At 70.5% G+C, this 26,028-nt stretch carries 19 protein-coding genes; 11 read left to right on the top strand and 8 right to left on the bottom strand.

Annotated features, from left to right (window positions below; translation table 11 throughout):
- Positions 1-24: 24 nt before the first annotated feature.
- Positions 25-369 carry an acyl carrier protein gene (locus tag ACFWRT_RS02660; RefSeq protein WP_380949380.1) on the top strand — a complete coding sequence of 115 codons (345 nt, stop codon included), beginning with the start codon at positions 25-27 and terminating at the stop codon, positions 367-369.
- Positions 366-2,114, top strand: a complete 1,749-nt coding sequence (locus ACFWRT_RS02655; protein ID WP_380949381.1) for an acyl-CoA dehydrogenase family protein — start codon at positions 366-368, stop codon at positions 2,112-2,114. Before ACFWRT_RS02660 ends, ACFWRT_RS02655 begins: the two co-directional genes overlap by 4 nt.
- Positions 2,115-2,139: 25 nt before the next feature.
- Here the strand turns inward: ACFWRT_RS02655 and ACFWRT_RS02650 are convergent, their stop codons facing one another.
- Positions 2,140-3,540, bottom strand: coding sequence for a helix-turn-helix domain-containing protein (locus ACFWRT_RS02650; protein WP_380949382.1), 1,401 nt, complete (start codon positions 3,538-3,540; stop codon positions 2,140-2,142).
- A 608-nt stretch (positions 3,541-4,148) separates the two neighbouring features.
- Positions 4,149-4,901: a 4'-phosphopantetheinyl transferase family protein gene (locus ACFWRT_RS02645; protein ID WP_380949383.1), complete on the bottom strand. Its 753-nt coding sequence runs from the start codon at positions 4,899-4,901 to the stop codon at positions 4,149-4,151.
- 299 nt (positions 4,902-5,200) lie between these two features.
- On the opposite strand from ACFWRT_RS02645, the gene ACFWRT_RS02640 reads away from it, so the two are divergent.
- The 5 genes from ACFWRT_RS02640 (at position 5,201) to ACFWRT_RS02620 (ending at position 10,894) form a co-directional block, all read left to right on the top strand.
- Complete coding sequence (locus ACFWRT_RS02640; protein WP_380949384.1) at positions 5,201-6,592, top strand: MFS transporter; 1,392 nt, start codon at positions 5,201-5,203, stop codon at positions 6,590-6,592.
- A gap of 59 nt (positions 6,593-6,651) precedes the next feature.
- Positions 6,652-7,980 (top strand): amidase, encoded by a 1,329-nt coding sequence (locus tag ACFWRT_RS02635; protein ID WP_380949385.1) that lies wholly within the window; start codon positions 6,652-6,654, stop codon positions 7,978-7,980.
- A 10-nt stretch (positions 7,981-7,990) separates the two neighbouring features.
- On the top strand, positions 7,991-9,019 hold the full coding sequence (locus tag ACFWRT_RS02630) for a 3-oxoacyl-ACP synthase III family protein (protein WP_380949386.1): 1,029 nt from the start codon (positions 7,991-7,993) through the stop codon (positions 9,017-9,019).
- 61 nt (positions 9,020-9,080) lie between these two features.
- Entirely contained in the window at positions 9,081-9,377 is a 297-nt protein-coding gene (locus tag ACFWRT_RS02625) for an acyl carrier protein (protein ID WP_380949387.1), read from the top strand.
- Entirely contained in the window at positions 9,374-10,894 is a 1,521-nt protein-coding gene (locus tag ACFWRT_RS02620) for an AMP-binding protein (protein WP_380949388.1), read from the top strand. Before ACFWRT_RS02625 ends, ACFWRT_RS02620 begins: the two co-directional genes overlap by 4 nt.
- 340 nt (positions 10,895-11,234) lie before the next feature.
- On the opposite strand, the gene ACFWRT_RS02615 is transcribed toward ACFWRT_RS02620, so the two are convergent.
- The 3 genes from ACFWRT_RS02615 to ACFWRT_RS02605 form a co-directional block, all read right to left on the bottom strand.
- Entirely contained in the window at positions 11,235-11,795 is a 561-nt protein-coding gene (locus ACFWRT_RS02615) for a hypothetical protein (RefSeq protein WP_380949389.1), read from the bottom strand.
- Positions 11,796-11,857: 62 nt separating this feature from the next.
- A complete protein-coding gene (locus ACFWRT_RS02610; protein ID WP_380949390.1) occupies positions 11,858-14,158 on the bottom strand; it encodes a hypothetical protein in 2,301 nt (766 codons plus the stop codon).
- Positions 14,159-14,195: 37 nt separating this feature from the next.
- Positions 14,196-14,693 (bottom strand): hypothetical protein, encoded by a 498-nt coding sequence (locus ACFWRT_RS02605; RefSeq protein ID WP_380949391.1) that lies wholly within the window; start codon positions 14,691-14,693, stop codon positions 14,196-14,198.
- A 261-nt stretch (positions 14,694-14,954) separates the two neighbouring features.
- Between ACFWRT_RS02605 and ACFWRT_RS02600 the strand changes: the two genes are divergently transcribed.
- Entirely contained in the window at positions 14,955-16,238 is a 1,284-nt protein-coding gene (locus ACFWRT_RS02600; RefSeq protein WP_380949392.1) for an MFS transporter, read from the top strand.
- Positions 16,239-16,272: 34 nt separating this feature from the next.
- On the opposite strand, the gene ACFWRT_RS02595 is transcribed toward ACFWRT_RS02600, so the two are convergent.
- Positions 16,273-17,646, bottom strand: a complete 1,374-nt coding sequence (locus ACFWRT_RS02595) for a carboxyl transferase domain-containing protein (RefSeq protein ID WP_380949393.1) — start codon at positions 17,644-17,646, stop codon at positions 16,273-16,275.
- Entirely contained in the window at positions 17,636-19,180 is a 1,545-nt protein-coding gene (locus tag ACFWRT_RS02590; protein WP_380949394.1) for an acyl-CoA synthetase, read from the bottom strand. Before ACFWRT_RS02590 ends, ACFWRT_RS02595 begins: the two co-directional genes overlap by 11 nt.
- 182 nt (positions 19,181-19,362) lie before the next feature.
- Here ACFWRT_RS02590 and ACFWRT_RS02585 point away from each other — a divergent pair, with 182 nt between their 5' ends.
- From ACFWRT_RS02585 to ACFWRT_RS02575, 3 genes are all read left to right on the top strand, one after another.
- On the top strand, positions 19,363-19,740 hold the full coding sequence (locus ACFWRT_RS02585; RefSeq protein ID WP_380949395.1) for a DUF6086 family protein: 378 nt from the start codon (positions 19,363-19,365) through the stop codon (positions 19,738-19,740).
- A 248-nt stretch (positions 19,741-19,988) separates the two neighbouring features.
- A complete protein-coding gene (locus ACFWRT_RS02580) occupies positions 19,989-22,499 on the top strand; it encodes a PQQ-dependent sugar dehydrogenase (protein WP_380949396.1) in 2,511 nt (836 codons plus the stop codon).
- Entirely contained in the window at positions 22,496-24,664 is a 2,169-nt protein-coding gene (locus ACFWRT_RS02575; RefSeq protein ID WP_380949397.1) for a glycoside hydrolase family 99 protein, read from the top strand. The genes ACFWRT_RS02580 and ACFWRT_RS02575 overlap by 4 nt, the downstream gene beginning before the upstream one ends.
- Positions 24,665-24,733: 69 nt before the next feature.
- Here the strand turns inward: ACFWRT_RS02575 and ACFWRT_RS02570 are convergent, their stop codons facing one another.
- A complete protein-coding gene (locus ACFWRT_RS02570; protein WP_380949398.1) occupies positions 24,734-25,966 on the bottom strand; it encodes an MFS transporter in 1,233 nt (410 codons plus the stop codon).
- Between the last annotated feature and the right edge of the window lie 62 nt (positions 25,967-26,028).

Genomic DNA, 26,028 nt, shown 5'->3' with positions numbered 1-26,028 from the left:
TCGGCAGGTCCTAGCGTCGACGGCATGACTCACACTCCTGCCGCGATCGGCACCGAGGCCATCGCTCCCGTGGTGATCGGTATGGTCCAGGTGGTCGCGCCTCGCAAGCTGGACCGGATCGATCTCGACCACCGGCTCATCGGTGACCTCGGCTTCCACTCCTTGGTTCTCGCGGAGCTCGGCTACAACCTGGAGGATCTCTTCACCCTCCAGGCGCTGAACCCTGAGGCCGCCATGAAGCTGGAGCGGGTCAGTGATGTGATCGAGCTGGTCAGCGCCGAGGTGGTCGCGGGCCGGGCGGAGCTGCCCGACGCGGAAGCCTTGGACGGCATGTTCAGCCGCTACGGCGTCGACAGCCCCCTGGTATGAGCGGCCCCGCGGGCGAGCGCCCGGCCCACGCGCTGGTCGCCGATCTGGAGCGGACGCTCGGTGACCCGGCTGCGGGGAGCGGCCCCTTCAGCTTCGCCGAGATCGTGGCGCACGAGGAGAACGACAGTCTTCCGCCAGGGGCGGTGGAGCTGCTCAGATCGTGGGGATTCTCCGGTTACCTGGTGCCCGAGGAGTTCGGCGGCCGGCTCCGGAACCTCGAAGACCTCTTCCTGCTCACCCGTACGCTCGCGCGCCGCAATCTGACACTCGCGGTGATGTTCGGCTCCGCCCTTCTCGGGGTCAACTCGGTCTGGCTGTGGGGGAACGACGAGCAGCGCGCACGGGTCGCGGGTGCCCTCCTGGACGGGGAACTCGCCTGCTTCGCGGTTTCCGAACCCGGCCACGGCAGCGATCTCGGCACCAACGAGACCACGGCCGAGCCCGATGGTGACGATTTCCTCCTGACCGGCGAGAAGTGGCCCGTCGGCAATGCGACCCGGGGCCGCTTCGTCACCGTCTACGCGGCGATCGACGGTTCGCGGTCCTCCTTGCTGCTCCTTGACAAGAAGCAGATGGAGGAGGGGAGTTGGACCAACCACCCGTTCGTGAGAACGGTCGGGCTGCGCGGCCACGACCTCAGCGGGATCACCTTCGACCGCACCAGGGTGCCCGCCGGCGCACTCCTCGGGCGCCCCGGGGCCGGACTGGTCGGAATCCTTCAGGTGCTCCAGATCACCCGGACGGCGATCGGAGCACTGTCCATCGGCACCATGGACTCGGTATTGCGGATCGCTCTGCGTCACGCGCGTGAGCGAGTGCTCTACGGACAGGAGATCTACCAGCTTCCGGTCATCCGCCGGCATCTGGTCCACTCCCATGTGGACCTGCTGATCGCGGAGTGCACGGCGCTGCCGGTGGCGCGTTCGCTCTCCATCGTGCCGTCCCGGCTCAGCCTGTGGTCTTCGGTGGTCAAATACCTCGTGCCGACCCTCGGCGAGGAGGTGGTGCAGGAGGCGGCCAGGGTTCTCGGAGCCCGGAGCTATCTGCGGGAAGGCGTGGCTTCCGGCGCGTTCCAGAAGCTCCAGCGCGACCACGCGATAGCGAGCATCTTCGAGGGCACCACGCACGTCAATCTCCACAGCATCGCCGCACAGCTTCCCGCGGTGGCGCGCGTGGCCGACCGTCCCGCCGTCGGCGGGGAAGGGGTGCTGCGGCAGCTCTTCGACTGGTCCGAGGACGCCCCGCAGTGGCATCCGTCGGGCAGGGCGCTGCGGCTCACCAACGCCAGTGAGGACGAGATCACCCGGGGCTGGGGCCCGGCGGCCGACGAGGCCCGCCGGATCGCGGAACGCGAACTCGCCGGTCCCGAGGGCGCCGCGCTCGTCAAGGTTCTCAGCGAGCTCTCCCGACGCCGGACCGACTTCTACACGCGGATCGCCGCCGAGGCGCCCGACGCCGCCTCCACGCACGGGCAGGATCAGGCCACCGAGCACAGCGTCCACCACGCGGCTGCCTCCTGCCTCTACACCTGGCTCTACTCCTTCGAGCGGGAGCGGGCGGAGCCGGGGGGCAGCGGATGGCTGGTGCTGGCGCTTCAGCGACTACTGCGGCGGCTCGACCACACGACCGAGCTGGAGGAGAGCTGCCTGCCGTGGCTGGAGGAGCTGATGCTGTCGAGCCTCGAAGGCCCGCGCCATTTCTCGCTCCAGACGGTCAGGTCAGCTGCCGGGCCGGCGCCGGCATGAGCGGGCCGCCCTCCCCGGTGGCGCGTCAGATGGCCCGGCGCCAGGCGCTGCCCGCGAGTACAGGCCGGTCGCGGGCCTGCTCCGCGGACCGTCCGAGGTCCGTCGAGGCTTCCTCCTGTGTGACCCAATGGCGTACGAGTGCGTGGACCCCGTATCTGTACTGCTGCCCCCGATTGATCTGGACCAGTGAGACGTCGGCGAGTTCGGCCAGGAGGTGGGCGACGCGTGTGCTTCCGAAACCCCCGCCCGCCTGGGCCGGGATCGCGTCCAGGGAGAACGTGCCGGGCAGCGAGGACAGCTCACGGAGCAGCTCGCGATGAGGGGCGGGCAGCAGTTCGTAGCTCCACCGCACGCTGTCCGACAGCGTGCGGTGCCGCGACAGGTCACCGGCGTCGACATGTGCGAGCAGGTGGAAGAGCGTCCTGTCGTGCAGGAGGGTGGTGAGAGGGAGCGATCTGAGTCCTCGCGCGGCCACTTCTATCGCGAGTGGCATGCCGTCGAGGAGCCGGCAGAGCTGCTGCACCAGCGGCAGGCGGTTGCCCAGGTCGAGCGTCGGCAGACTGGCCCGTACCCGGCGCAGGAACAGCTCCACCGCGCTCGGGAGTTCGGTGTCCGAGCCGTCCCGCCGGTCGCACGAAAGCGGCTCGACCTCCCAGGTCTCGGCCGCGCCGACGGCCAGGGCGCGGCGCGAGGTCACGATGATCTGGAGCCCGGGATGCTCGTCGAGGAGTTGCCGCGCGATCCGCGCCGTCTGCTGCGAGACATGCTCGGCGCTGTCCAGGACCAGGAGCCGCCGTCCGAGCCCGGCACCGCCCCGCACACCGGCTTCGTTGCTGCTGGTCAGGCGCCGCACTACACGCGTCAACTCAGCCGCCGAGGCGGCGGGTTCCCGATGCTGGGGCGGGATGTCGTGCAGTTCGGCGACGGCCACGCCGCCCTGGAACAGCGGGCGCAGCCGGGACGCCGCTGCCAGGGCGATGCGGGTCTTGCCCACTCCGCCGGGTCCGGTGAGAACGATCAGCCGGCTGCGCTGCGCGGCGGAGAGGACGTGCTCCAGGTCGGCCTGGCGGCCCACCAACGCGTCGCCCAAGGGCCGGGGGCCCTGCCATGGCGGGAGTGCTGTCGGGTCGGAGTGGAGGTCCGGGGACTGCCCGAGCGCCGGCCTGCGCCCGCTGTCCCAGGGCGCCGGCTCGGGGAACGCGGTGGCGGTGGCGCCGAGCGCGGTGAGCAGCAGGCTGACGGAGGTCCGACGTGGGTTGGTGTTGGAGCCGGTTTCCAGATTGCGGATGGTCCGGACACTGACGCCGGAGCGGTCGGAGAGCTCCTCCTGCGTCCAGCCGGACAGTCTGCGTTGATTGACCAGGAAGTCGCGGAGCTGATGAATGTCTGTTCTGTCGAAAGAGTAGTGTTCCTTCAGAATCGGCATGTAAGCCCCCCGTGAATTATGAACAGTGCCAGTCGTGCGCATCCGCGCGATGCGAAAATCCGGTCGCCGCATTCTTTATGAGAGCGGTGGTACCGATAGGCGAGCCGTGGCGTTTGTAGCGCCGTGAGGTTCGCGTGTGCGCTGACGAGCGGCTCAGTGAAACATCTCCTGCAATTACGGAGGACCCTACTCCAAGACCTCATCCGAGTGGGAGATGCGGAGGCGGCAGAAAATTCGGCTGAGCAGGACGGATCGGGCCGCTCCGGCTTTGACCAGCAGTGACTCGTCGGCAATCGCGCGGCCCACCGGTGCACATGCTGAAATCATCAGCATGTGCCTATTCGTTCCTTGTGGAGCACGTGCATGGGGAGGCATGGGTACGGCAAGGTGCTGCTTGCTCGTATCGCCTGCGCAGCGCCCGTCCAACGCGTCGCCCTTCCGGGCGCCCGGACAAGAAGCGCCGCACTCTTCCGGGGTCGATCGGGGCTCCCGTCCCCGAAGGGGCGTTGACCGAGTCGACGAACGCTCATGACGGCCTGAAAGTACCGCATCGATGTGCTCTCGGACGGGCGAGATTGGCTTGAAATGGCATTGCCGCACGATGAAGCTCACCTGTTCCACCGGGTTGCTTGTTGCTGATTGTCCCAATTTTTCCCTGCTTTCGACGCCAAATCATCCAGGAGGTCGGATGATATGTAGCTGGCCGAAAGTGCCACTACGCACAGGAGGAGGCCGGAACGTGCCGCCCAGCGGCCGGTGAACCCGGCTGGGCCGCGGGATGAAATGGGTGGGTCAGACGTCGGGGGGACTGCGAGGAACGTGCCGTGGGGCCGCAGTCGGACAGTGAAGTCCCGAAAGCCGAAACGGGTTCCCGTCCACGGCGAGAACGCCTTGTAGGAAGCCTCTTTGGCGCAGAAGAGCAGACGGTCCAGTGGCAGACCGGCGGCCGAGGGAAAGTCCTGCCGGAGCCAGCCCGCTTCGACGTCCGTGACGATCCGCTCCGCCATAAAGGGGGAGAGGGGCTCCCGCGGTTCCGCGTCGATGCCCAGAGCCGCGAAGTCCTTGGTCAGCGCGACAGCGGCCGCGCGATAGTTCCGGCAATGGGTCATGCTCCCCACGACCCCCGCGGGCCAGCCGGGTGCGCCCAGGGGGCCGGGCACCAAGGGTGCCGGGTCCACCCCGAGGGCGGTCAGTGCCGCACGGGCGCACCCGCGCACCGTGGTGAACTCCTTGCGCCGCTCGTCGAGCACCCCTTCCACCGCCGCCTGTTCGGTGGCGAAGAGGGTGACGGCGCCGTCCGGGCCGTCGTCGTCGAATGCCTCCCGTGCTCGCACCTCGGTGGGCACCACCTCAGCGATCACGCCTCGCCTCCTCCTGCTGGACAACGGGTCACGCGGACGTCGCGATTCTTCCGGTAGCGGTGCGCCGGTCCTGCCGTCGGGGGTTCGATCCGGTGGCGGGGCGGGGCGGGGCGGGCCGGATCCGCGCCGGGACCATCGAGGTGTAAGACCGTGGTCCGGTCGATCGAGCGGCAATTCCCGCCCCGTGAGTTGCCGGTGCGCTGCCTGGCCCGGCCCGTTCTCCATCGACCAGCATGCATCGCAGGTCGGCGGCATACGCCCGGACGAGCGTGGAGACAAAGGACAGGGGACGACTAGCCATGGCGCAGGCGCGTCCCGAGGAGACCGGGCCGGCTTCGGTCAGCCCCCCGTCACTGTGGCGGGATCGCGACTACATGTACTGGTGGTCGGGCAACGGCCTGTCGACGCTGGGCACCAGCGTGTCGACGCTCGCCTTCCCGCTGCTCATCCTCCACCTGACCGGATCCGCCGCCCAAGCCGGCGTCATCACCGTCCTGCACATGGTCGGCAAGCTGGCCACCCTCGCGGTGGGCGGGGCGCTGGCGGACCGGGTGTCCCGCCGCGCCATCCTGTGTCTCGCACCGCTGGTCCAGGCGGTGTCGATGGGCGTCGTCGCCCTGCTGGTGTACCGGGGCACCCCCTCGATCACCGCGATCGGCGCGATGGCCCTGGTCAGTGGTCTGGCGGCCGGCCTGCGGGTCGCTGTCTCGATGCCGGTTCTCCGCAGGATCGTCCCCAAGGAGCAGATAGCGACCGCGACGGCCCAGGGGATGGGGCGCGACATGGTCGCCCAGTTGGTCGGAGCTCCGCTCGGTGGCCTCCTCTACGCGATGGGCCGCTGGATCCCGTTCCTCTTCGACGCGGTCTCCTTCCTCTTCGTCACCCTGGGCTCCCTGCTGATCCGCCGGCCCCTCGGCCCGGATCGGCACCCGGGCGACGGGCCCAGGTCCAGTCTGGCCAAGGACGTGGGCGACGGCCTGCGCATGATCAAGCGCAGCGACTACCTGGTGTTCACGCTCATCTGGGGCGCTGTGCTCAACGCCGTCGCCGAGGGCTTCATCCTGCTCTTCGTGGTGCTGATACAGCACCGGGGAGGCGGGCCCACGGCGGTCGGTCTCGCCACCTCGCTCGCGGTCACCGGTGGTGTCATCGGAGCGGTCCTCGGTCCTTTGCTGATGGGCAAGCTGGGCGCACGGCGGGTCCTGATCATCTCCGCGTGGGTCTTCATGGCCTCCTTCGCCGTGGTGGTGTCGGTCTCCCAGCCGTGGCAGATCGGCCTGGTGGTGATGGTGGCCATGATCAGCATGGTGCCGATGAACGTCGTGACCGAGTCGTACGAGGTCCGGCTGGTCCCGGACCAGTACCAGGGCAGAGTCGCGGCGACCAGTCGCTTCTTCGTCCAAGGGGTCCAGTGGATCGGCCCGTTGGGAGCGGGCATCCTCGCCGACGCGGCTGGCGTGGAGCGGGCCATCCTGGTGCTGGCCGCCGCCATGGCCCTGCTGGCTGTCACCCTGCACGCGGCGCGGCGGTATCTCAGGGTGCTCGACATCCCGCTGGCCGACGTGGAGGAACTGCTCCCGCCGGGCGCCCCGCCCCCCGGTGAGGAGAGCGGGCCGACGGCCCCTCCGGAGAACGACATCCCCACTCCGGCGACCGGTACCAAGACGCTGGGAGAGGCACAGCAGCGGTGACGGGCCTCCGCCCGCCGACCGGAACACATGCCCGCCGACCGGAACGTACGAAGGAAGTCATGGAAGATCTTGTTCAGCCCATATCGCTGACGGACGCCGCCGAAAGCCTGCGGACGGGTGCTGTCGAGCCGCAGAAGTACGCGGCGAGAACCATCGAGCGCATCGCGGAAGTGGACGGTACGGTCCAGTCCTTCGTGGCCGAGCCCGGCCGGGCGGACCGGTTGGCCCTCGCCGCCCAGGAAGCCGTCCGGCACGGGACGGAGCCGGGCGACCGTCCTCCGCTGTATGGAGTCCCGGTCGGGATCAAGGACATCATCCACGTCGAGGGGCTGCCCACCGCAGCGGGTTCGGCACTGCCGCCCGAGGCCCTGGCAGGACGGCAGGCCACGGTCGTGGACCGGCTGCTCAAGGCCGGGGCGGTCATCGCGGGGAAGACGGTGACAGGCGAGTTCGCCGTGACGGCGCCGGGGCCCACCCGCAATCCGCACCGTCCGGAGCACACCCCGGGCGGCACGAGCAGCGGCTCCGCCGCGGCCGTCGCCTCGGGTCTGGTGCCCCTCGCCATCGGTACCCAGACCATCGGGTCGCTCATCCGCCCCGCCGCCTACTGCGGAGTGGTCGGCTTCAAGCCCAGCCACGGACGCATTCCGCTGGACGGTGTCCTCCCCGTCGCCCCGACCTTCGACACCGTGGGCATGATCACCGCTCGGGTCGCCGACGTCGCGCTGGCCGCGAGCTGTCTGTGCGACGACTGGCGGTCCGACCGCGCGGTCCCCGGCCGGCCGGTGCTCGGCATCCCGGAGGGTCCGTACCTGAACTTCGCCGAGCCCGAGGCCCGTAGCGCTTTCGACGAGCAGGTGGCCGCGTTGCGCACGGCGGGCTACGACGTGGTGAGCGTCCCCCTGTTCGAGAACTTCGAGGAAGAGGTCTTCGACTTCTTCGTGATCAATCTCTACGAGCTGTCCCAAGCGCACGCCGACTGGTTCGCACGCTACGAGGAGCTCTACGACGAGCGCACCGCCGAGGCCATCCGCCAGGGCCAGGGTGCCCAGGCGTCCGACCATGCCGCCTCACTGGCGCGACGCGAAGCGTTCCGTGACCGGCTGGCCGCCTCCACGGCCGAGCACGGCGTCGACCTGTGGATCACCCCTGCCGCCACCGGACCGGCTCCGCTCGGCCTGGAGAGCGCCGGAGACTCGGTGATGTCCCTGCCGTGGAGCGGCGTCGGCCTCCCGTGCCTCACGATCCCCACCGCCCGTCCCGCGGGTGCCCTCCCGCTCGGCTTCCAGTGCGTAGGCCGTGCCGGTGAGGACGAGTCCCTGCTGCACTGGGGCCTCGGCCTCGAAGCCGTACTCACCTCCCGGGGGACCGATACCCGTGAGAACTGAAGGACGACCCGTGGAGACTCCGGCGGAGATGGGCATCGTCGCGACCGGTACCGCGTTCGGCACTCCACGTGATGTGGCCGGAACCGCGCACGAGTACCTTCCCGATCCCGAGGCCGTCACCAAGCTGGGCTACGAGAGCTACCACCGGGTGGCCGACGGGGTGACCGCCGTCGACCTGGCGGCCGAGGCGTCCCGCGTCGCCCTGAAGAACGCCGGCCTCTCCATCGCGGACGTGGACCTGATCGTCCTCGGCCATTCCGACATCCCCCAGTACCTGGGATGGGACCCCTCGGCGGCGGTGGCCAGGGCGCTCGGCGCCCAGGGCACCCCGACCGTGCTGTTCACCCAGTCCTGCGCCGCGTGGTCGTTGGCCTTCGACCACGCGGCGGGTGCGATGGCGCTATCGCCCGACACGGGCACCGTACTGGTGGCCATGGTCAACGTGGTCAGCGAGACGCACACCAACCGGATGGATTTCAACGGCACCATCGCCAGTGATGGAGCCGCCGCCGCCGTCCTGCGCCGGGGGCATCCCCGCCTCCGCCGGCTCTCCTCCGCCAGCTTCACCAATCCTGAGTTCGCGGATCTGTTCCGTATCGACATCGGCGGGTCCGCCCACCCCGTACCGCCCCCGGGCCGTACCCATCGCGACCTGGACCCGATGATCGCGGTCTACGAGCACTTCGGCGCGGACCCCGAGCGCTTCGGACGGTTCATCGGGGAGGTCGTCGGACGCTTCACCGACGTGGTCGATCAAGCTCTGGCACGGGCCGGCCGGGACCGGAGCGAACTGACCCGGCTCGTCTACTTCAACGACAGCCAACGGGCGATCCACGGTGCCGCCGACGCGATCGGCATCCATCTCGCCCGCACCAACGCCGAACTCGCCCGCCGACTCGGCCACATGGGCGCCGCCGATCAACTGGTCTCCCTCCACCTGCACGCGGAGGCCGGAGAGCTGGCGCCGGGGGACCTCGTCGCCCTCGCGGGTGTCGCCTCCCCCGGCATGCACTGGTTCTGCACGCTCCTCGAGGTGTGAGACCGAAGCATCGAGACAAGGCGGCGCTACCCATGTCACGACCCCAGGATGGGAAACAGAAATGACCACCGAGTCCGGGATCGAGCCGGAGGAACTGATCAGGATCTCCGACGAGCAGATCGCCCGATTCGTCGTCGAGCGCTTTCTCTCCGATGTCGAGTGGACCGAACTCGACCCGGACTACGATCTGTTGGTGACCGGGGTGATCGACAGCCTCGGGGTGCTGCAGATCGCGAGCTGGCTGGCGAAGCAACACGGCATCACTCTGGCCGGCCCTGAACTGACGGCCGGGAACTTCCGTTCCGTGCGGGCCATCCGGACGACGGCCGAGCGCGCGGAAGCGGGTGGCGTGGCATGACCCGCTCACTCGTCGCATCGTTCACGGCTCGCGCGGCCGCCCAGCCCGGCGCACCCGCGCTCATCTGGGAGGACCGGCCCGTAAGTTACGGCGATCTGTACGCCATGGCGGCCAGGGCACGCACCCAGGTCGAGGAGGCGTCGCCGGCCGCCGACCGTCCCGTCGGTCTGCTGGTACGCAAGTCACCGGAAGCCGTGGCCCTGGCGCTCGGCTGCCTGATGGCCGGCCGCTCCTTCCTCCTGCCCTCGCACGAGCTTCCCGAGGCGCCCCTGAAAGCCCTCTTCCAGCAAACGGGATGCGCGGTGGTGCTCGGCCTCGCCGACGCTCCACCCGTCGACCGGGTGGTGGATCCGGCCGGGGCTCCTACGGGCGGTGAGAAGTACCCCCCGGCCGCGGCCGTCGACGACGAAGCCGTGACCTTCATGCTCACCACGTCCGGCTCGACCGGTCTGCCCAAGGTCGTTCCGCTGTCGTCCGGGGCAGTCGGCCGCTTCACCGAGTGGGCGGCCGACACCTTCGGGATCACGACCGGCGTCGCTGTCCTCAACTACGCGCCGCTCAACTTCGATCTCTGCATGCTGGACGTGTGGACGACGCTGGCGTACGGCGGCACCGTCGTGCTGGTCGACCCGGACAGGGGCACCTCGGCCGGCTATCTGCGTGATCTGGTCGCCGATCACGAGGTATCCGTGGTTCAAGGTGTGCCGATGCTCTTCCAACTGCTCGCAGAGGCGACAGCGGAAAGCGGCCCTCTCGACACGCCCGAGCACGTCATCTTCGCCGGTGACAGCATGCCCGCTCGTGTGCTGGCCGGGGTGTCCACCACCTTCTCCAAGGCACGCTGGTACAACAACTACGGCTGTACGGAGACGAACAACAGCTTCCTCCACGAAGTGGACCAGGACCGGCCCCTCCGTACCCCGCTGCCGATCGGCCGGCCGCTGGCCGGTGTGCGCTGGCTGATCATCGGCCAGGACGGCCGGGCGTTGGCCGGCCCCGGACAGGGGGAGCTCTTGGTCAACACCCCCTTCCAGAGCGCGGGATACGTGAACGCGCCCAACGCGAAGACCTTCGCCCCGCACCCGGACGGTGCACCCGGCCTTGTCTACTACCGCACCGGCGACGTGGTCACCCTGCACGAGGACGGCGCCCTGAGCGTGATCGGCCGGACCGACTACCTGGTGAAGGTGCGTGGTTTCCAGGTCAGCACCCAGAGTGTGGAGCAGATCCTTCTGGACCACCCGGCCGTCGCCGAGGCCGCCGTCATCGCCCTCCCCGATCCGGTCGCCGGTCATCGCCTGCATGCCCGCCTTCGGCTGACCGATGCGGGAAGTGTGAACAGCCTTTCGCTGCGCCGGCATTGCTCGGAGCGAACGGTGCGCGCGGCGATCCCCAGCGTGATCGAGATGGTGACGGACCCGCTGCCCAGGACCTCCACCGGCAAAGTCGACCGTAACCGGATCAAGGCCTGCGTTCTCGCAGCCGAGGAGGAACGGGCCCGGACGCCGCGGCCCTGAGGCGCCGCAGTGCGGTCGATCATGGGGCTTGGTGGTCGATCTGATGCTCCTCGGGTCCCACGGGTCACGCCGGCGACGTCACCAAGCCCCACGCCTTGATTGACTTTGCGCCATCGGCCCCGACGTGACCTGATGCGGTGCAGCGAACACTGCACCGCATCCGCTGGAGCCGGACCGAGCGGGATTCGGCCGGATGGAGACGGGTTGCTTTGTCCGGCGTTCCGACAGTGTCGCAGGTGAGACGTGCCACTCGTCGGGTTCGAGTCCCACCGAGCGTCCCCAGGCAGAAGCGTTCTGGCCTGGGGACTCGGCTCTCCGGGGGCGTTTCACCGCGGCAAGGTCACCGGCAGGCCGCCGACCCCTCGACCGCCTTGGTGTAGGCGGTGAGGAGTTTCTCGATGGCGTCCGGATCGTCCACGCCCGATTCGCGGGTCTCGACCGCTACGTAGAGGTCCTGCTCCGGATGCCTCGATACCTTGCAGGAAGGGACGGTCCTGCCGACGCCGGCTTTCCCGCTGTAAATGAAGCGTTCGTCTTCGGACATCGTTCCTTCCTTCGTGCCGGGATACGCCGGCGCGACCGCCGCCGTGGTCTTCCCCTCACTCCACCAGGCCTGGGCGAGGCTGAGAACCAGCTTGCTGTCCACGGACAGGTTGCAGCGGATGGTTCCGCCGTTCGGCTTCTGAGTGGCCGAGGTGAGGGAGTCGCCGCCGGGCAGCACGGCCTTCACCAGCGCGGGTTCCACGGCGATGCCGCACAAGGAGCTGGGCACGGTGTACGCCTTCTTGGGCGGTTCGTCGCCGGAGCACGCCGACAGGGTGGCGGCGAGGGCGACGGCGGCCGACAGGGAGACGACCCTGCTGGTGAACCGACGGCGCCGAAGAGTTCCACGGGCAGACAACGAGAGAAGCCTTTCGATGCGGGAGCAGGGAAGACGCGGCAGGCGCCGTCCCGGGCATGCGGTCAGATGTCCGTCTTCAAGTGGGGGTTCATTTGGTCGGTGCTCGTGCCGGCGGCCATGAACCCGTCCTGCGTGGCCCTGCGCGCCTTCTCGTCGATGCTGTTGTCCATCAGGTCGTCACGGCCGTGCGCCTTCGCCGCCGCCTCCACGGCTTGCTCGGTGTATTCCGAGTTCTTCTCGACACCGCTCTCCCACAATTCGCCCATGACGGGGCCTGCATCGTCCTTGGCCTTCCCCTCGGCGTCCTTGAAGAAGGATTCCAGGACCATGCTGCTCGCCGTCTCCGCCAAGCCGCCGGCCACCGCGCCGCCGACCGGGCTGGCGACGAACGACGTACCGACGCCGATACCTGTACCGATGCCCCCCGAGATGGCGTTCTTCCACTGCGCCACGGACTGCTCGTACTTCTTGTCGGCCTCCTCGGCGTCGCCGGCGACCGCCTCCTGGCGGCCCATGGCGAGCGTGCCGGACACCTCGCCCGAGCCGTGGGCGATCTCGTGGACAGCGAACTCCGGGTCCTTCGAGTAGACCTTGTCGGCCGACAGGTCCGGGTTCAGGTGGTAGTCCATGAGGTTCGCCATGTACGCCTTGTTGGCCACCTCCACGGCCGCGTACCCCTCGGGGTTCTGCCCCACGGTCAGCAGCAGGGCGTTCACATCACGGTGGTTGAGCGTGGCGGAGCTGCCGGCGACGGGGAACAGCCTGTCCGTCTCCCCGTCCGAGTCGTTCGTCATCGCCCGGTTGATGTCCGGCAGGTACTCCGAGGTGATCTGCCCGATGCTGTCGGACATGTAGTTGTGCTTCGTGAGCCGTTCGTTGTCCTCCGCCACGGAGGCCACGATCGACTCGAAGAGCTTGGTCTGGCCCTCGTTGTGGGCCGGAGTGTCCGCCGTCGGCAGCTCGCCCGCCGGGTGCCCGGTCGTGGCGGCCTCCAGGGCGAGGGCGAGGTTGTTGCGGCCGGTGTTGTCGTCGTCGCCCTTGAGGTTGCTCTCCTGCGGCCATTCCCGCTCCTCGAACAGGTACTGGAAGTTGGAGAGCGGGACGTTCCCCTTCTTGCCGTTACCGTCCGTGTCGCGCTCGAAGGGGGAGTCGTCCTTGGAGACGTACCCCTCGTTGAAGAAGTCCGTCGCCGCGTCCGGGCTGTTGGACAGGCCCTTGAGGTAGCCGGTCAGCGGGTCGTCGCCGCTGTCGTCGCCGATGCGGTTGAGCCAGGGGTCGATGCCCAGGTGCTGCCACGCCATGTTGGCGTGCTCGCCGTTGCCGGTGAGCTTGCGTTCCGTCTCCATGAGCTTGGTGCCGTAGCTCTTGAGGAACTGGTCGTCGTAGTCGCCGGTCCGCATCAGGTTGCTCATGACCTGGAAGCCCATGGGGCCGCCGCCGTCCCGGCCGATGGGCTGGTCGCCGAGCTTGATCATGTTGCCCTTCCAGCTCGTCATGTCGGCGGAGTCGCTCTGTGTGGCGGTGGCGAGCGTCAGACCGAGATTGCGCTGGAGGTCGTCGAGCTTGTCGAGCCGTTCGCGGCCCACGTTGTGGTTCACGGCCGGGTCGTTGATGCCCTGCCAGAACTCGAGGGTCTTCTGCGGCCCGAGCTGCGTGGCGAACCGCTCGGCGAACAGCGGGTCGTCCTTGTACGTGGCCAGACCGTCGTTGATCTTGTCGAAGTCGGCGGGGGTGAGGTCCTTGGGCTTCTTCGCCGCGATCTTGGCGAGGTCCTCCGCCGCCTGGACGGCCTCTGCCGCGGAGTCGCGGTCCTTGTAGCTCGCGTCCGAGAAGCCCGTCCTGGCCTGATCGGCTATCGCGGTCAGTACCTTGCTCGCCGAGGTGTCGCTCTCCGTGGCCTTCTGGAGGATGGCCTGGACCTCGTCGCGCAGCGCGGTGACATCGCTCTCGCTGTGCTCCGGAACCGAGGTGCCCTTCGCCGCCCGGTCGGGGTGGATGTTCATCGTGACGGTGAAACCGCCGTCACCGGAGTTGGTGACGGTCAGGTTCTTCCGCGCCCCGCGGCTGATGGCGCCTTCGAGGTCCTTCTTGTACTGCCGCAGCTCGTCCCGGGTGTCGCTGAGGATCTTGTGAATAATGTTCGCCTGCGTGTGGGCATCGGCGAACTCGCCGGCGGTCTTGCCGACGAACTCCTTGGTGACCTGTGCGTTCATGCCGGCCCAGTCGGCCGTGTTGGCGGCCTTGCGCAGCCCGTCCTGGGCCTGCTTCTTCAGGTCCACGAGGTGCCGTACGAGCAGGCCCCAGTCGGAGACGGCTTCGTCGAGGGTCGCGAAGTTGGCGAAGCGCAGCGCGTCGAGATCCATGAGGTGTCGTTTCTCCTGTACGTCTGTGGTCGCGCCGCTACTTCTTCGCCTCGTACGCCGGGTTCTTCGCTCCCGGCTCGCCAACCCGCTCGTCGAATCCGGCGTCCAGGGTGGCGATGCTGCTCATCTGCCGGTGGATGTAGTGCTCGTCACCGGCGTGCACCTTCTTGGTGACCTGCATGTGGTTGGCGATATGGGCGCACGCGTCCATGAGCGACTTCAGCTGGTCGTCCCACCGGCTCGACACGTGCTTCAGCCCGCCGCCCAGCGCGAAACCCTGACCGCTCAGGTCACCGGCGGCCTTGTCGCTGCTGGGAACGGCCACCCGGGCCTTGTTCCAGAGGCTGTCGTAGAGGCGGTGCGCCTCACTGCCGATCTTCGTCAGATCGCTCTGGCCCACCTTCAGGTCGCCCGTCTGCCCGGGAAGCCGAGCGGCGGAGCCGCCGTCCCCGGGGTCGAGCTGGTTCAGCTGCATCCCGCTCGGCTGCCGGTCGGCGGCGTCCGCCTTCAGTTGCTCCCACTCGTCCCATGCCATGGAAAAACCTTCCCCCGTGCACCCGCTGCGTTCCGTGGCGCCCGATGGCGCCTCTGCTCCAGGCCAAGCTAGCAACTCGACCAGGTGTTCACAGGGGCGTCGTCCGGTCCCTGGGCGAGGGGTGTGGCCATCTCGTGAAGGCTTCGGGGACGGCGTCGTCCGATGTGCCGAAGTCGAGTGGTTTGCCTCCTTTTGCGTCCTGTCAGGGCTCATCAAAGGTCCATCTTCACGGGCGGGGCAGGTGCATGGCTACCATCCCCTGTGACCGAATCAACCGAACCACCTGTACACCGCACGCGAATATTCGCCGACCTCACCCCGCTGCGGTCCTCGCCCGACTACCGGCGGCTCTGGTTCGGCAACACCGTGTCCTGGATCGGGCAGGGGATGACGGCCCTCGCCGTGTCGCTCCAGGTCTACGACATCACCGGGTCCGCGTTCTCCGTGGGGCTCATCGGGTTCTGTTCGCTCGTGCCGCTCGTGGTGTTCGGGCTCTACGGCGGGGCCGTCGCCGACACCGTCGACCGGCGCAAGCTCGGGCTGTTCAGCGCCGCGGGGTCGTTCTCGCTGGCCCTCGTCCTGATGGCCGCGACCTTCGCGGGCGTCGAGAACGTCGGCCTGCTGTACGCGATCGTCGCCCTCCAGGCCGTCTGCTTCGCGCTCAACGCACCCGCACGCTCGTCGATGGTCGCCCGGCTGCTGCCGCCCGAACAGCTCCCCGCCGCCAACGCGTTGAGCTCCATGACCAGTACGACGGGCGCCCTCATCGGGCCGATGCTGGGCGGGCTGATCGTCGGCTGGTGGGGGTACCGCGCCGCGTACACCGTCGACGCCCTCACCTTCACCGCCTCCCTCTACGCGATGTGGCGGCTGCCCGCCATGCTGCCCGACCGGGAGGGCCAGGAGGACCGGGAGGGTGGCGGGGCGCGTAAACGGGCCTCCGTGCTGGACGGGCTGCGGTTCCTCGCGGGCCGGCCCAACCTCCGGATGACCTTCCTGACCGACCTGTGCGCCATGGTCCTCGCCCACCCCCGGGCGCTCTTCCCGGTCGTCGCCATCGTCTGGTACGGAGGTGACGCCCGGACCACCGGCATGCTCGTCGCCGCCCCCGCGCTCGGGGCGCTCCTCGGCGGGGTGTTCTCCGGCTGGCTCGGCCGGGTCCGGCTGCACGGCCTCGCCGTCCTGCTGGCCGTCGGCAGTTGGGGCGCCGCCATCGCCGTCTTCGGGCTCACCCGGCACCTCTGGCTCGGGCTGCTCTTCCTGGCGCTCGCCGGGTGTGCCGACACCGTGTCCATGGTCTTCCGCAACACCATGCTCCAGGCGGCCGTCCCCGACGAGATGCGCGGCCGGCTCCAGGGCGTGTTCATCGTCGTCGTCGCGGGCGGGCCCCGGCTCGGCGACTTCCTGGCCGGTTCGGTCGCCGACCTCACCTCGCCCGCCGTGGCCGTCGTCGGCGGAGGTGTCGCGTGTGTCGTCGCCGTCTCCCTGCTCGCCCTGAAGTGGCGCGGCTTCGCCCGCTACGACGCCCGGGACCCGCAGCCGTGAGCGCCTGCCGGCCCTGCCTCACGTGACGCCTGCCTCACGTGACGATCGAGCGGGCGATGCCCAACTCCACCAGGTCCTGCGGGCGCAGGCGGAGCTGGTCGGCGGTGGCGCCCGTCTCCGCCGGTGCGCGCTTGAGGATCGCCGCCGCGAGCTCGGGGGCGATGACGGAGAAGTAACTGTCCGCCGTGACATGGGTGTTGCCCGGCGCCGCGAGGGCCAGTGCGCCGCCCGAGCCGCCCTCGCCGATCACCAGCGTCGTCACCGGGACCCGGGCAGCCGCGATCGCCGCGAAGGTGTCCGCGATGGCCGCGCCCGCGCCCGCCCGCTCCGCCTCGGCGTCGTTGGCGGCGCCCGGGGTGTCGACCAGGGTGAGGACGGGTACGCCGAGCCGGTCCGCGAGCCGGATCGTGCGGGCCGCCGCGCGGTACCCGGCCGGGCGGGTCGGGGTCCCGCACTGGGCGACGTACGCGACCGGCTGCCCGTCCGCGCGCAGCCCGAAGCCGGTCAGCAGTCCCGGGTCCGTCGAGCCGCATCTGTCCCCGTGGAGGGGGAGCCGTACGGTGAAGTAGTCCGCCAAGTACGCCTCCGCGCGCGGGCGTTGCGCCGAACGGGCCCGCTCCACCGCCTTTCGGCCGCTCGTGGGCAGCCCGGAGGCGGCGGACGGCTGGGCGCGGGGGAGCGGTGCGGCGGCGGGCAGCCCTTCGTGCGGGCCGGGAGGGCCCGGCCCCAGCGCCCGCAGCCAGAGCCCCACCGTGCCCGCCAGCTCCCCGACCGGGACCACCGCGTCCACCTGGCCCGCCGCGAACTGGCCCTCGGCGCCGTACGCGTACGGGTCCGCGTCCGGCGGCCGCACCCGGGACCCGGCGAACCCGACCTGGGCGCCCGGCAGGGCCAGCACCACGTCCGCGCCCGCCCCCACCGTGGCCCAGCCGCCGCCGGTCGTGGGGTCGCGGACCACGGCGATCTGCGGGAGCCCCGCCGCCCGCAGCCGGGTGGAGGCGGCCGCCACCCGCTGGAGCTGGGTGAGCGCGACCATGCCCTCCTGCATCCGGCTGCCGCCCGTGGCGACGAGCGCCAGCAGCGGGAGCCGGCGGGACAGGGCCAGTTCGTAGGCGGCTTCCAGGCGGTCGCCCGTCAACTGGCCCAACGAGCCGCCCAGGAAGCCGAACTCGAAGGCCAGCAGCACGCACGCGCGGTCTCCGACGACCCCGGTGCCGTACACCACGGACTCTTCCTCGCCGGTCCGGGCCGAGGCACGTTCCCGCGCCGCGTCGTACCCTGCCCAGCCGAGCGGGCCGTCCGGCGGCAGGGTGCGCGGCGGCGGGCGGTGCTCGGTGAAGCCCGCCGCGCCGGTGAGCAGCGCGATCGCCTCCCGGGCCGTCATGCGCGAGGACGGGTCAGCGGGCATGGAGCGACCTCTTCATGATCTTGCCCAGGTCGTTCCGGGGCAGCACGTCCAGGAAGTGCACCGTGCGCGGGCGCTTGTGCGGGGCCAACTGGCCCGCCACATGGTCCGCCAACTCTTCGGCCCGGGGCGGAGAGTCCGGGTCGGCCGCGACCACCCAGGCCACGACCCGCTCGCCAAGGTCCGGGTCCGCTTCACCGGTCACGGCCACCTCCCGGACGCCGGGGTGGCCGAGCAGCACGTTCTCGATCTCGCCCGCGCCGATCTTGTAGCCGCCGCTCTTGATCAGGTCGGTGGCCTTGCGCCCGACGATCGTGACGTACCCGTCCTCGTCCACCGTGCCGACATCGCCCGTACGGAACCAGCCGTCGGCCGTGTGCGCGGCGGCCGTGGCGTCGGGCCGGTTCAGGTAGCCGGTGAAGAGGTTCGGGCCGCGCACCTGGATCTCGCCGATCGCCTCCGGCCCCTCCAGCACCGTGCCGTCCTCCTCCACCAGGCGCAGCTCCACCCCGGCCAGCGGCGGGCCGACCGTGCCCGGGCGGGGTGCGCCGTCCGCCCGGATTCCCGTGTTCATCAGGGTCTCCGTCATCCCGTACCGCTCGATCACGCGCCGCCCGGTCGCCGCCGCGATGCGCTCGTGGTCGTGGACGGGGAGCGCCGCCGAACCGGAGACCAGCAGCCGCGCCCCGGCCAGCGCCTCGGCCAGCGCCCCGGCCAACGCCTCGGTCAACGGCCTTACGAGACCGTCCCGTTCGGCGCCACCGACCCGGGGGTCCCGATCCCCGCCACCCGCCGGCGCGTCCAGCGCCTCGGCCAGCCGGTGGTACATCGTCGGTACGCCGAACAGCATCGTGCCCCCGGACCCCAGCTCCCGCGCCACCCCCTCGGCGGAGAACTTGCCCAGGTGGCGCAGGGAGCCGCCCCGCCGCAACGGGCCGAGCACGCCCAGGATCAGCCCGTGGACGTGGAACAGCGGCAGCGCGTGGACCAGGACGTCGTCGCCGGTCCACCCCCAGGCCTCCTCCAGCGCGTCCAGCGACGCGGCGATCGCACGGCGTGGCAGAACGGCCCCCTTGGGCGGGCCGGTGGTGCCGGAGGTGTAGACGATCAGGGCGGGGGCCTCGGCGGCCGCCTCACCCGGCCCGTACCCCTCCGGAGCCTCGGACGCCGCCGCCCGCGCGTCCACGGTCACCCGGCGCAGCTTCTCCAGCGCCGGGGGCAGCGCGTCGTCCGGGCCCGCCAGCACGGCCGTGGGCTCGCTGTCGGCCAGGATGTGCGCCAACTCGGCTTCGCCGGTACGAGGGTTGAGCGGTACGGCCGGCACCCCGGCCCGCAGCGCCGCCACCACCGCGATCACCGTCTCCGCCGTCGGGGTGGCCCAGACGGCGACCCGGCCCGCGTCCGCGATCCGGGCGGCGAGGGCGGTGGAGGCGGCGGCCAGCTCGCCGTAGGTCAGGGAGAGGGCGCCGAAGCGGACGGCCTCCCGGGAGGCTGCCGGGCCGGTGGGGGACTGGAGCGCGGGAAGAAGGAGGGTCACGCCGGGAAGCCTAGGGCGTCGGCGGCGGCCCCGCCGGGAGCCGGAGGCCGATGAGGGCAGCGTCACCATCGGACGGTCGCGGTCTCCATCCGGGGGCCGCCCCGGCCCTCCCCCCGCCGCTCACTAAACTCCCCCGAAAAGATCCACCGGGGGAGAACCGGGGAGAGCCGGGGAGGGCCGACATGAGCCAGTTCTACGACCTGGGTGACCGGACCCTGTGGAACCCGTCCCACGGGGTCTCTCTGCTGTTCACGGCCCAGATCGCCGCGCACGAGACCGAAGTGGGGATCTCGTCCGGCATCGGCCCCATGGAAGCCGACGAGTGCCGGATCGACCCCGTCGCCTTCGCGGCCTTCGCCGGTGCGCTGCTCACCTGGCGCTCCCGCTCCCCGCACCCCGTCCGGGCCGCCCTCTCCGACGGGTTCCTGGCCATGGTGCTCGCCCTGGCCGAGCGAGGGGGGATCGAGGTGGAGTGGCCGCACGCCACTGCCACCGAGGCCGGCTGGGGCGCCGAAATCCGGCAGAAGGCACGCGAGCTGCACCGTCACCTGGCGGCCTGAGGCAGGTTCGGCGCAAGGCGCACGCACCCGCGCCACATCGCTGCACGGAGCACTGAACCGCAATTTCGACACGCCATTGACAAATTAATTTTGCGTTGCCAGCATGCAAAAAGCCTGCCCCACACGGGCGTTGGAGCGCTCTCCCGAAGAAAAATGCCGCCCGCTCCCCGGCGCTTGCACGTCGCAAAGCGCGACAGCGCCTTGCCTGACAGACCCCACGTACCGTCAGGAAGGAACAACCGCACCCCATGTCACCCGCACCCCCACGCTGGTCCAGATACGCCACCGCGCTCGCCGCCCTGCTGGCGACCACCCTGGCCGTCCCCACCGCCACCGCCACGGCAGCGGCCACGGCCGCCGATCCCGGCGCCCGCGCCCCACACGCCGCCGACACCTCTGCCGCCGACATCCCCGCCGCCGACTTCCAGCAGGTCCAACTCGCCCTCGGCCCGGCCGAACTGGGCGAGGCCATGTCCCTCGCCGTGCTGCCCGACCGGTCCGTCCTGCACACCGCCCGCGACGGCACACTCCGTCTCACCGACGCGGCCGGGGCGACGAAGACGGCGGGCAAGCTCGACGTCTACACGCACGACGAGGAAGGCCTCCAAGGCGTTGCCGTCGACCCGGACTTCGCGGCCAACCGGTACGTCTACCTCTACTACTCGCCCGCCCTGGACACCCCGCCCGGTGACGCCCCCACCACCGGCTCGGCCGCCGACTTCGAACCGTGGAAGGGCCACCTGAACCTCTCCCGCTTCGTGCTGAAGGCCGACGGAACACTGGATACCGCCAGCGAGAAGGTCGTCCTGGAAATCGAGAGCGACCGGGGCCAGTGCTGCCACGTCGGCGGTGACATCGACTTCGACGCCGCCGGGAACCTCTACCTCACCACCGGCGACGACACCAACCCCTTCGAGTCGGCCGGCTACGCGCCCATCGACGAACGCACGGACCGCAACCCGCAGTTCGACGCCCAGCGCTCCTCCGGAAACACGAACGACCTGCGCGGCAAGCTGCTCCGGATCAAGCCCACGGCCGACGGGGGCTACACCGTCCCGGCGGGCAACCTCTTCGCCCCCGGCACCGCGAACACCCGCCCCGAGATCTACGCGATGGGCTTCCGCAACCCCTTCCGGATGTCCGTCGACAAGTCGACCGGAGCCGTCTACATCGGCGACTACGGCCCCGACGCCGGAACCACCGACCCGAACCGGGGCCCCAGCGGCCAGGTCGAGTTCAACCGCGTCACCCAGCCCGGCAACTTCGGCTGGCCGTACTGCACGGGCACCAACACGCCCACGGAGACGTACGGCGAGTACACCTTCCCCGGCGGCCCCGCCGGACCGAAGTACGACTGCGCGGCCGGCCCGGCCAACAACTCCTTCCGCAACACCGGCCTCGCCGCCCTCCCGCCCGCTCAGCCCGCCTGGATCCGGTACGCCGGTGACGCGGGCTCCCCGCCGGAGTTCGGCGGCGGCTCGGAGTCCCCGATGGCCGGACCCGTATACGACTTCGACCCGGACCTCGACTCCGCCGTGAAGTTCCCGGCCTCCCTCGACGGCCGGTTCTTCGCCACCGAGTACGGCCGCAAGTGGATCAAGCCGGTCGAGGTGAAGGCCGACGGATCGCCCGGCGCCATCGACACCTTCCCGTGGACCGGCACCCAGGTGATGGACTCCGCGTTCGGACCGGACGGGGCGCTGTACGTCCTCGACTACGGGACCGGCGCGAGCAATCAGGCCCTCTACCGCATCGAGTACCTCGCGGGCAGCAACCGCTCCCCGGTCGCGAAGGCCGCCGCCGACAAGACCTCCGGCCCCACCCCGCTCGCGGTCTCCTTCTCCTCGGCCGGCAGCAACGACCCCGAGGGCGGAAACCTCACCTATGCCTGGGACTTCGGCGACGGGTCCACCTCGACCGACCCGAACCCCGACCACACCTACACCACCGCCGGGACCTTCAACCCGACCCTCACCGTCACCGACCCCGAAGGCCTCACCGGCACCGCGAGCCTGGTCGTCACGGCGGGCAACACCGCACCGACGGTCACCCTCACCACCCCGGTGGACGGCACGCTCTTCTCCTTCGGCGACTCCGTCCCGTTCACCGTGACCGTCAGCGACCCCGAGGACGGCACGGTCGACTGCTCCAAGGTCAAGGTCACCTACCTCCTCGGCCACGACAGCCACCGCCACCAGATCACCTCGAAGAACGGCTGCTCCGGCACCATCGACGTACCCGTGGACGGCGAGCACGACAGCGCCGCCAACATCTACGGGGTCTTCGACGCCGAGTACACCGACGCGGGCGGGCTGACCACGCACAGCGACTCCATCCTCCAGCCCCGCCACCGCCAGGGCGAGCACTTCGCCGCCCAGGACGGCATCGAGGTCGCCGCGCACGGGCCCGCCGAGGGCGGCGCCACCGTCGGCTACACCGACGACGGCGACTGGGTCTCCTTCGAGCCGTACGTCCTGGCCAACGCCACCTCCGTCACCGCCCGGGTCGCCTCCGGTGGCGCGGGCGGCACCCTGGAGGTACGGGCGGGCTCGCCCACCGGCACGCTCCTGTCCACCCTCACCGTCGCCCCGACCGGCGGCTGGGAGAACTTCGTGAACCTCACGGCGGACGTGAACAACGCGCCCGCCGGATCCACCGAACTCTTCTTCGTCTTCAAGGGACCGACGGGCCAGGGCAGCCTCTTCGACCTGGACGCCTTCACGTTCGACACGCAGGGAGCACAGGTGAGCAACCGATGAGACGATCCCGCATCCGCCGCCTGGCCTGCGCCGCAGCGCTCGCTCTCGGAGCGGCCCTTCTGAGCCCCACCGTCCCGAGCGCGGCGGCGGCCGCCGACCCGTACCAGATCCTGGTCTTCTCCAAGACCGCCGGATTCCGCCACGACTCCATCCCGGCGGGCATCGCCGCCATCCAACAGCTGGGCGCGGCGAACGACTTCACCGTCACCGCCACCGAGGACGCGACCGCCTTCACCCCGCAGAACCTTGCCACGTACGAGGCCGTCGTCTTCCTCTCCACCACCGGCGACGTCCTGAACGACAGCCAGCAGAGCGCACTGAAGGGGTACGTCGACGGGGGCGGCGGCTTCGTCGGCGTCCACGCGGCGGCGGACACCGAGTACGACTGGCCGGAGTACGAGGATCTCGTCGGCGCCTGGTTCCGGAGCCACCCGGCGATCCAGGAGGCCCGCCTCACCACCGAGGACCACGTCCACCCGGCCACCGCGCACCTGGACGACACCTGGACGCGGACCGACGAGTGGTACAACTACCGCTCCAACCCGCGCGGGGACGTCCACGTCCTCCAGTCGCTCGACGAATCCAGTTACAGCGGCGGCGAGATGGCCGGCGACCACCCCATCACCTGGTGCCACGAGCAGCAGGACGGCCGCTCCTTCTACACCGGCCTCGGCCACACCATCGAGTCCTTCGCCGACCCGGACTTCCGCCAACTCCTCCTGGGCGGCATCCAGTACGCGGCTGGAGCCGTCGAGGCGGACTGCTCCTCCACCGGGGACCCCGACCCGGATGGCGACAGCGCCGAGGCGGAAACGTACACCTCTTCCTCCGGCGTCCAGACCGCCCCGCACGCGACGGCGAGCGGCGGCGCCACCCTCGGCTACATCGACCACGGCGACTGGGCGGGCTACGCCTCTCTCGACACCGCCGGGGCCACCACCTTCACCGCCCGGGTCTCCTCGGCCGGTGCGGGCGGCACCATCGAGGTCCGCGCCGGCTCGGCCACCGGGCAGCTCCTCGGCTCGGTGGAGGTCACGCCCACCGGCGGCTGGGACACCTTCACCGATGTCACCACCACGCTCACCGCCGCCGCACCGGGCGCGGGTCCGCTCTTCCTGCGGTTCACCGGGGGCGCGGGCGCCCTCTTCGACGTCGACCGCCTCACCCTCACCCGCGCCCCGGCCGCCGAGGACGAGGGCTCCTCCAACGTCCACCTCTTCTACTACCCCTGGTACGGCACCCCCGAAGGCCCGGCGGGGAGCTGGCGCCACTGGCAGCAGGGCGGCCACACCCCGCCCGCCTCCATCGGCGCCGACCTCTACCCCAAGCTCGGCCCGTACGACTCCGGGGACATCGCCGGCGCGGTCGACCAGCACATGGAGTGGGTGCGGCGGTCCGGCGCGGGCGTGATCGTCTCCAGTTGGTGGGGGCAGGGGAGTTACGAGGACGGCCTCGCCGCCGGCCTCCTGGACGCCGCCGCCCGCCACGGCATCGAGGTCGCCTGGCACATCGAGCCGTACAACGGCCGCACCGCCGCCTCCGTCGTCGACGACATCGCCTACCTGGAAGGGAAGTTCGGCGACCACCCCGCCTTCTACCGGGACGCGGCCCACGGTGACCGCAACGCCTACTACGTCTTCGAGAGCCTGAGGATCCAGGACTGGTCGGCCCTGGACGCCGTCAAGGACACCGCCATCGTCCTCGCCCAGACCACGGACACCAGCAAGGTCGCCCACTTCGGCGGGATCTACACCTACGACGGCATCGCCGGCGCCACCGCCCCCGGCTGGAAGAACGCGGGCGACCACGCCAAGGCCAACGGCCTGGTCTGGGCCCCCTCGGTCGCCCCCGGCTACAACGACGACCGGGCCGTCCCCGGCAACACCACCCCCACCCTCGGCCGCGCGGACGGCGCCTCCTACGACCGCCAGTGGAACAACGCCCTGGACCCGGCCATCGGCGGTGACCCCACCTGGGTCTCCGTCACCTCGTTCAACGAGTGGCACGAGGGCAGCTCCATCGAACCGGCCGCCTCCGACCCGCCCCCGGGCCACGGCTACGAGACCTTCGAGGGGGCCTACGGCAAGACCGGTGAGGCCGCCGAGACGGCCTACCTGGACCGGACCGCGTACTGGACGGACCGCTTCGAACAGCAGCGCGGGTAGAACCGGGGGACACACACGAACGGCCGCGTTCCGGCGGGAACGCGGCCGTTCTCCCGCATCGCGTACGCCTCACCCGTCGCGCTGGACGTTCCGCATCCGCCCGTACGCGTACACGCACCCCGCCAGCGCCAGATCGGACAGGAGCATGAAGCCGATGGCGTACGAGTCCTTGGCGCTGTAGATCGCCCCCATCACCAGCGGCGGCACGAAACCGCCGAGCCCGCCCATCGCGCCCACGATGCCCGTCACACTGCCCACCTTCGGCTGCGGGGTCACCTGCGAGACCAGGGCGAAGACGCTGCCGCTCGCGGTGCCGAGTCCGGCTGCCATGGCCAGCAGAGCGATGGTGCCGACCGGATTCAGCGGCGGCTCGAAGGCCTGGACGACCGCCATCAGGGCCGCCAGCAGCAGTGCGGCGGAGGTCACCAGCGCCGGGTGGCTCCGGTCCGAGAGCCAGCCGCCGATCGGCCGGAAGACGACCGTGACGAGCGCGAACCCGGCCGCTTTGGTGCCCGCCTCGGTGGGTGACATCTCGTACCAGGTCTTCAGGTACGTCGGCAGGTAGACCCCGAACGCCACGATCCCGCCGAAGCCGATCGCGTACAGCGCCGACAGCTCCCAGGTCACCCGCAGCTTCGCGGCCTCGCCCAGCCGGTGTGCCAACGTGTCCGTGGGGATCTTCCGGTCGGGGTGGTCGCTGACCAGGACGGCGGCGAGCAGCGCGAACACCACCAGCGCGCCCGCGACCACGAGGAACGGCAGGTTGTCGCCGTGCTTGGCGATGCGCGGGGTGAAGTAGCCGGACAGCGCGACCCCGCCCATGCCCATCCCGAACACGCCCAGCGCGAACCCCCGCTTGGCCGGCGGGAACCAGGAGTTGACCAGCGGGACGCCGATCGCGAACGTCGTGCCGCCGAGCCCGAGCAGGAAGCCGACCGCGATCATCGCGCCGTACGAGTTCTTCGCCGGGATCAGCAGCAGCACCGGCACGACCGTCAGCGCCGACACCAGCGGGAACATCAGCTTCGCGCCGTACTTGTCGGTCAGCGCGCCCACCGGGATCCGGCCGAGCGACCCGACGAGCACCGGCACGGCCACCAGGAACGACTGCTGGAACGAGCTGAGCCCGAGCCGGTCCTTGTAGTCGCCGGACATCGGCGCGATCAGGTTCCACGCCCAGAAGGTGAGGGCGAAGCCGACTGTCGCCATGGCGAGATTGCGGTACGCGGCCGGGGAGGGCGCGGCGGCCGCAGGGGCGGGGGCGTCCGGAGGCTCGGGGGACTGCTTGACGGCGGTGTTCACACGGCAAGTCAAGGCCGCGGGGGAGTGCACGGCCCGCCGGACTGCGCCGACCGGGCGACAGA

It is taken from the genome of Streptomyces cyaneofuscatus, from assembly GCF_042718795.1.
Classification (GTDB): domain Bacteria; phylum Actinomycetota; class Actinomycetes; order Streptomycetales; family Streptomycetaceae; genus Streptomyces; species Streptomyces cyaneofuscatus_A.
This window is presented reverse-complemented; position numbering and strand designations above follow the sequence as displayed.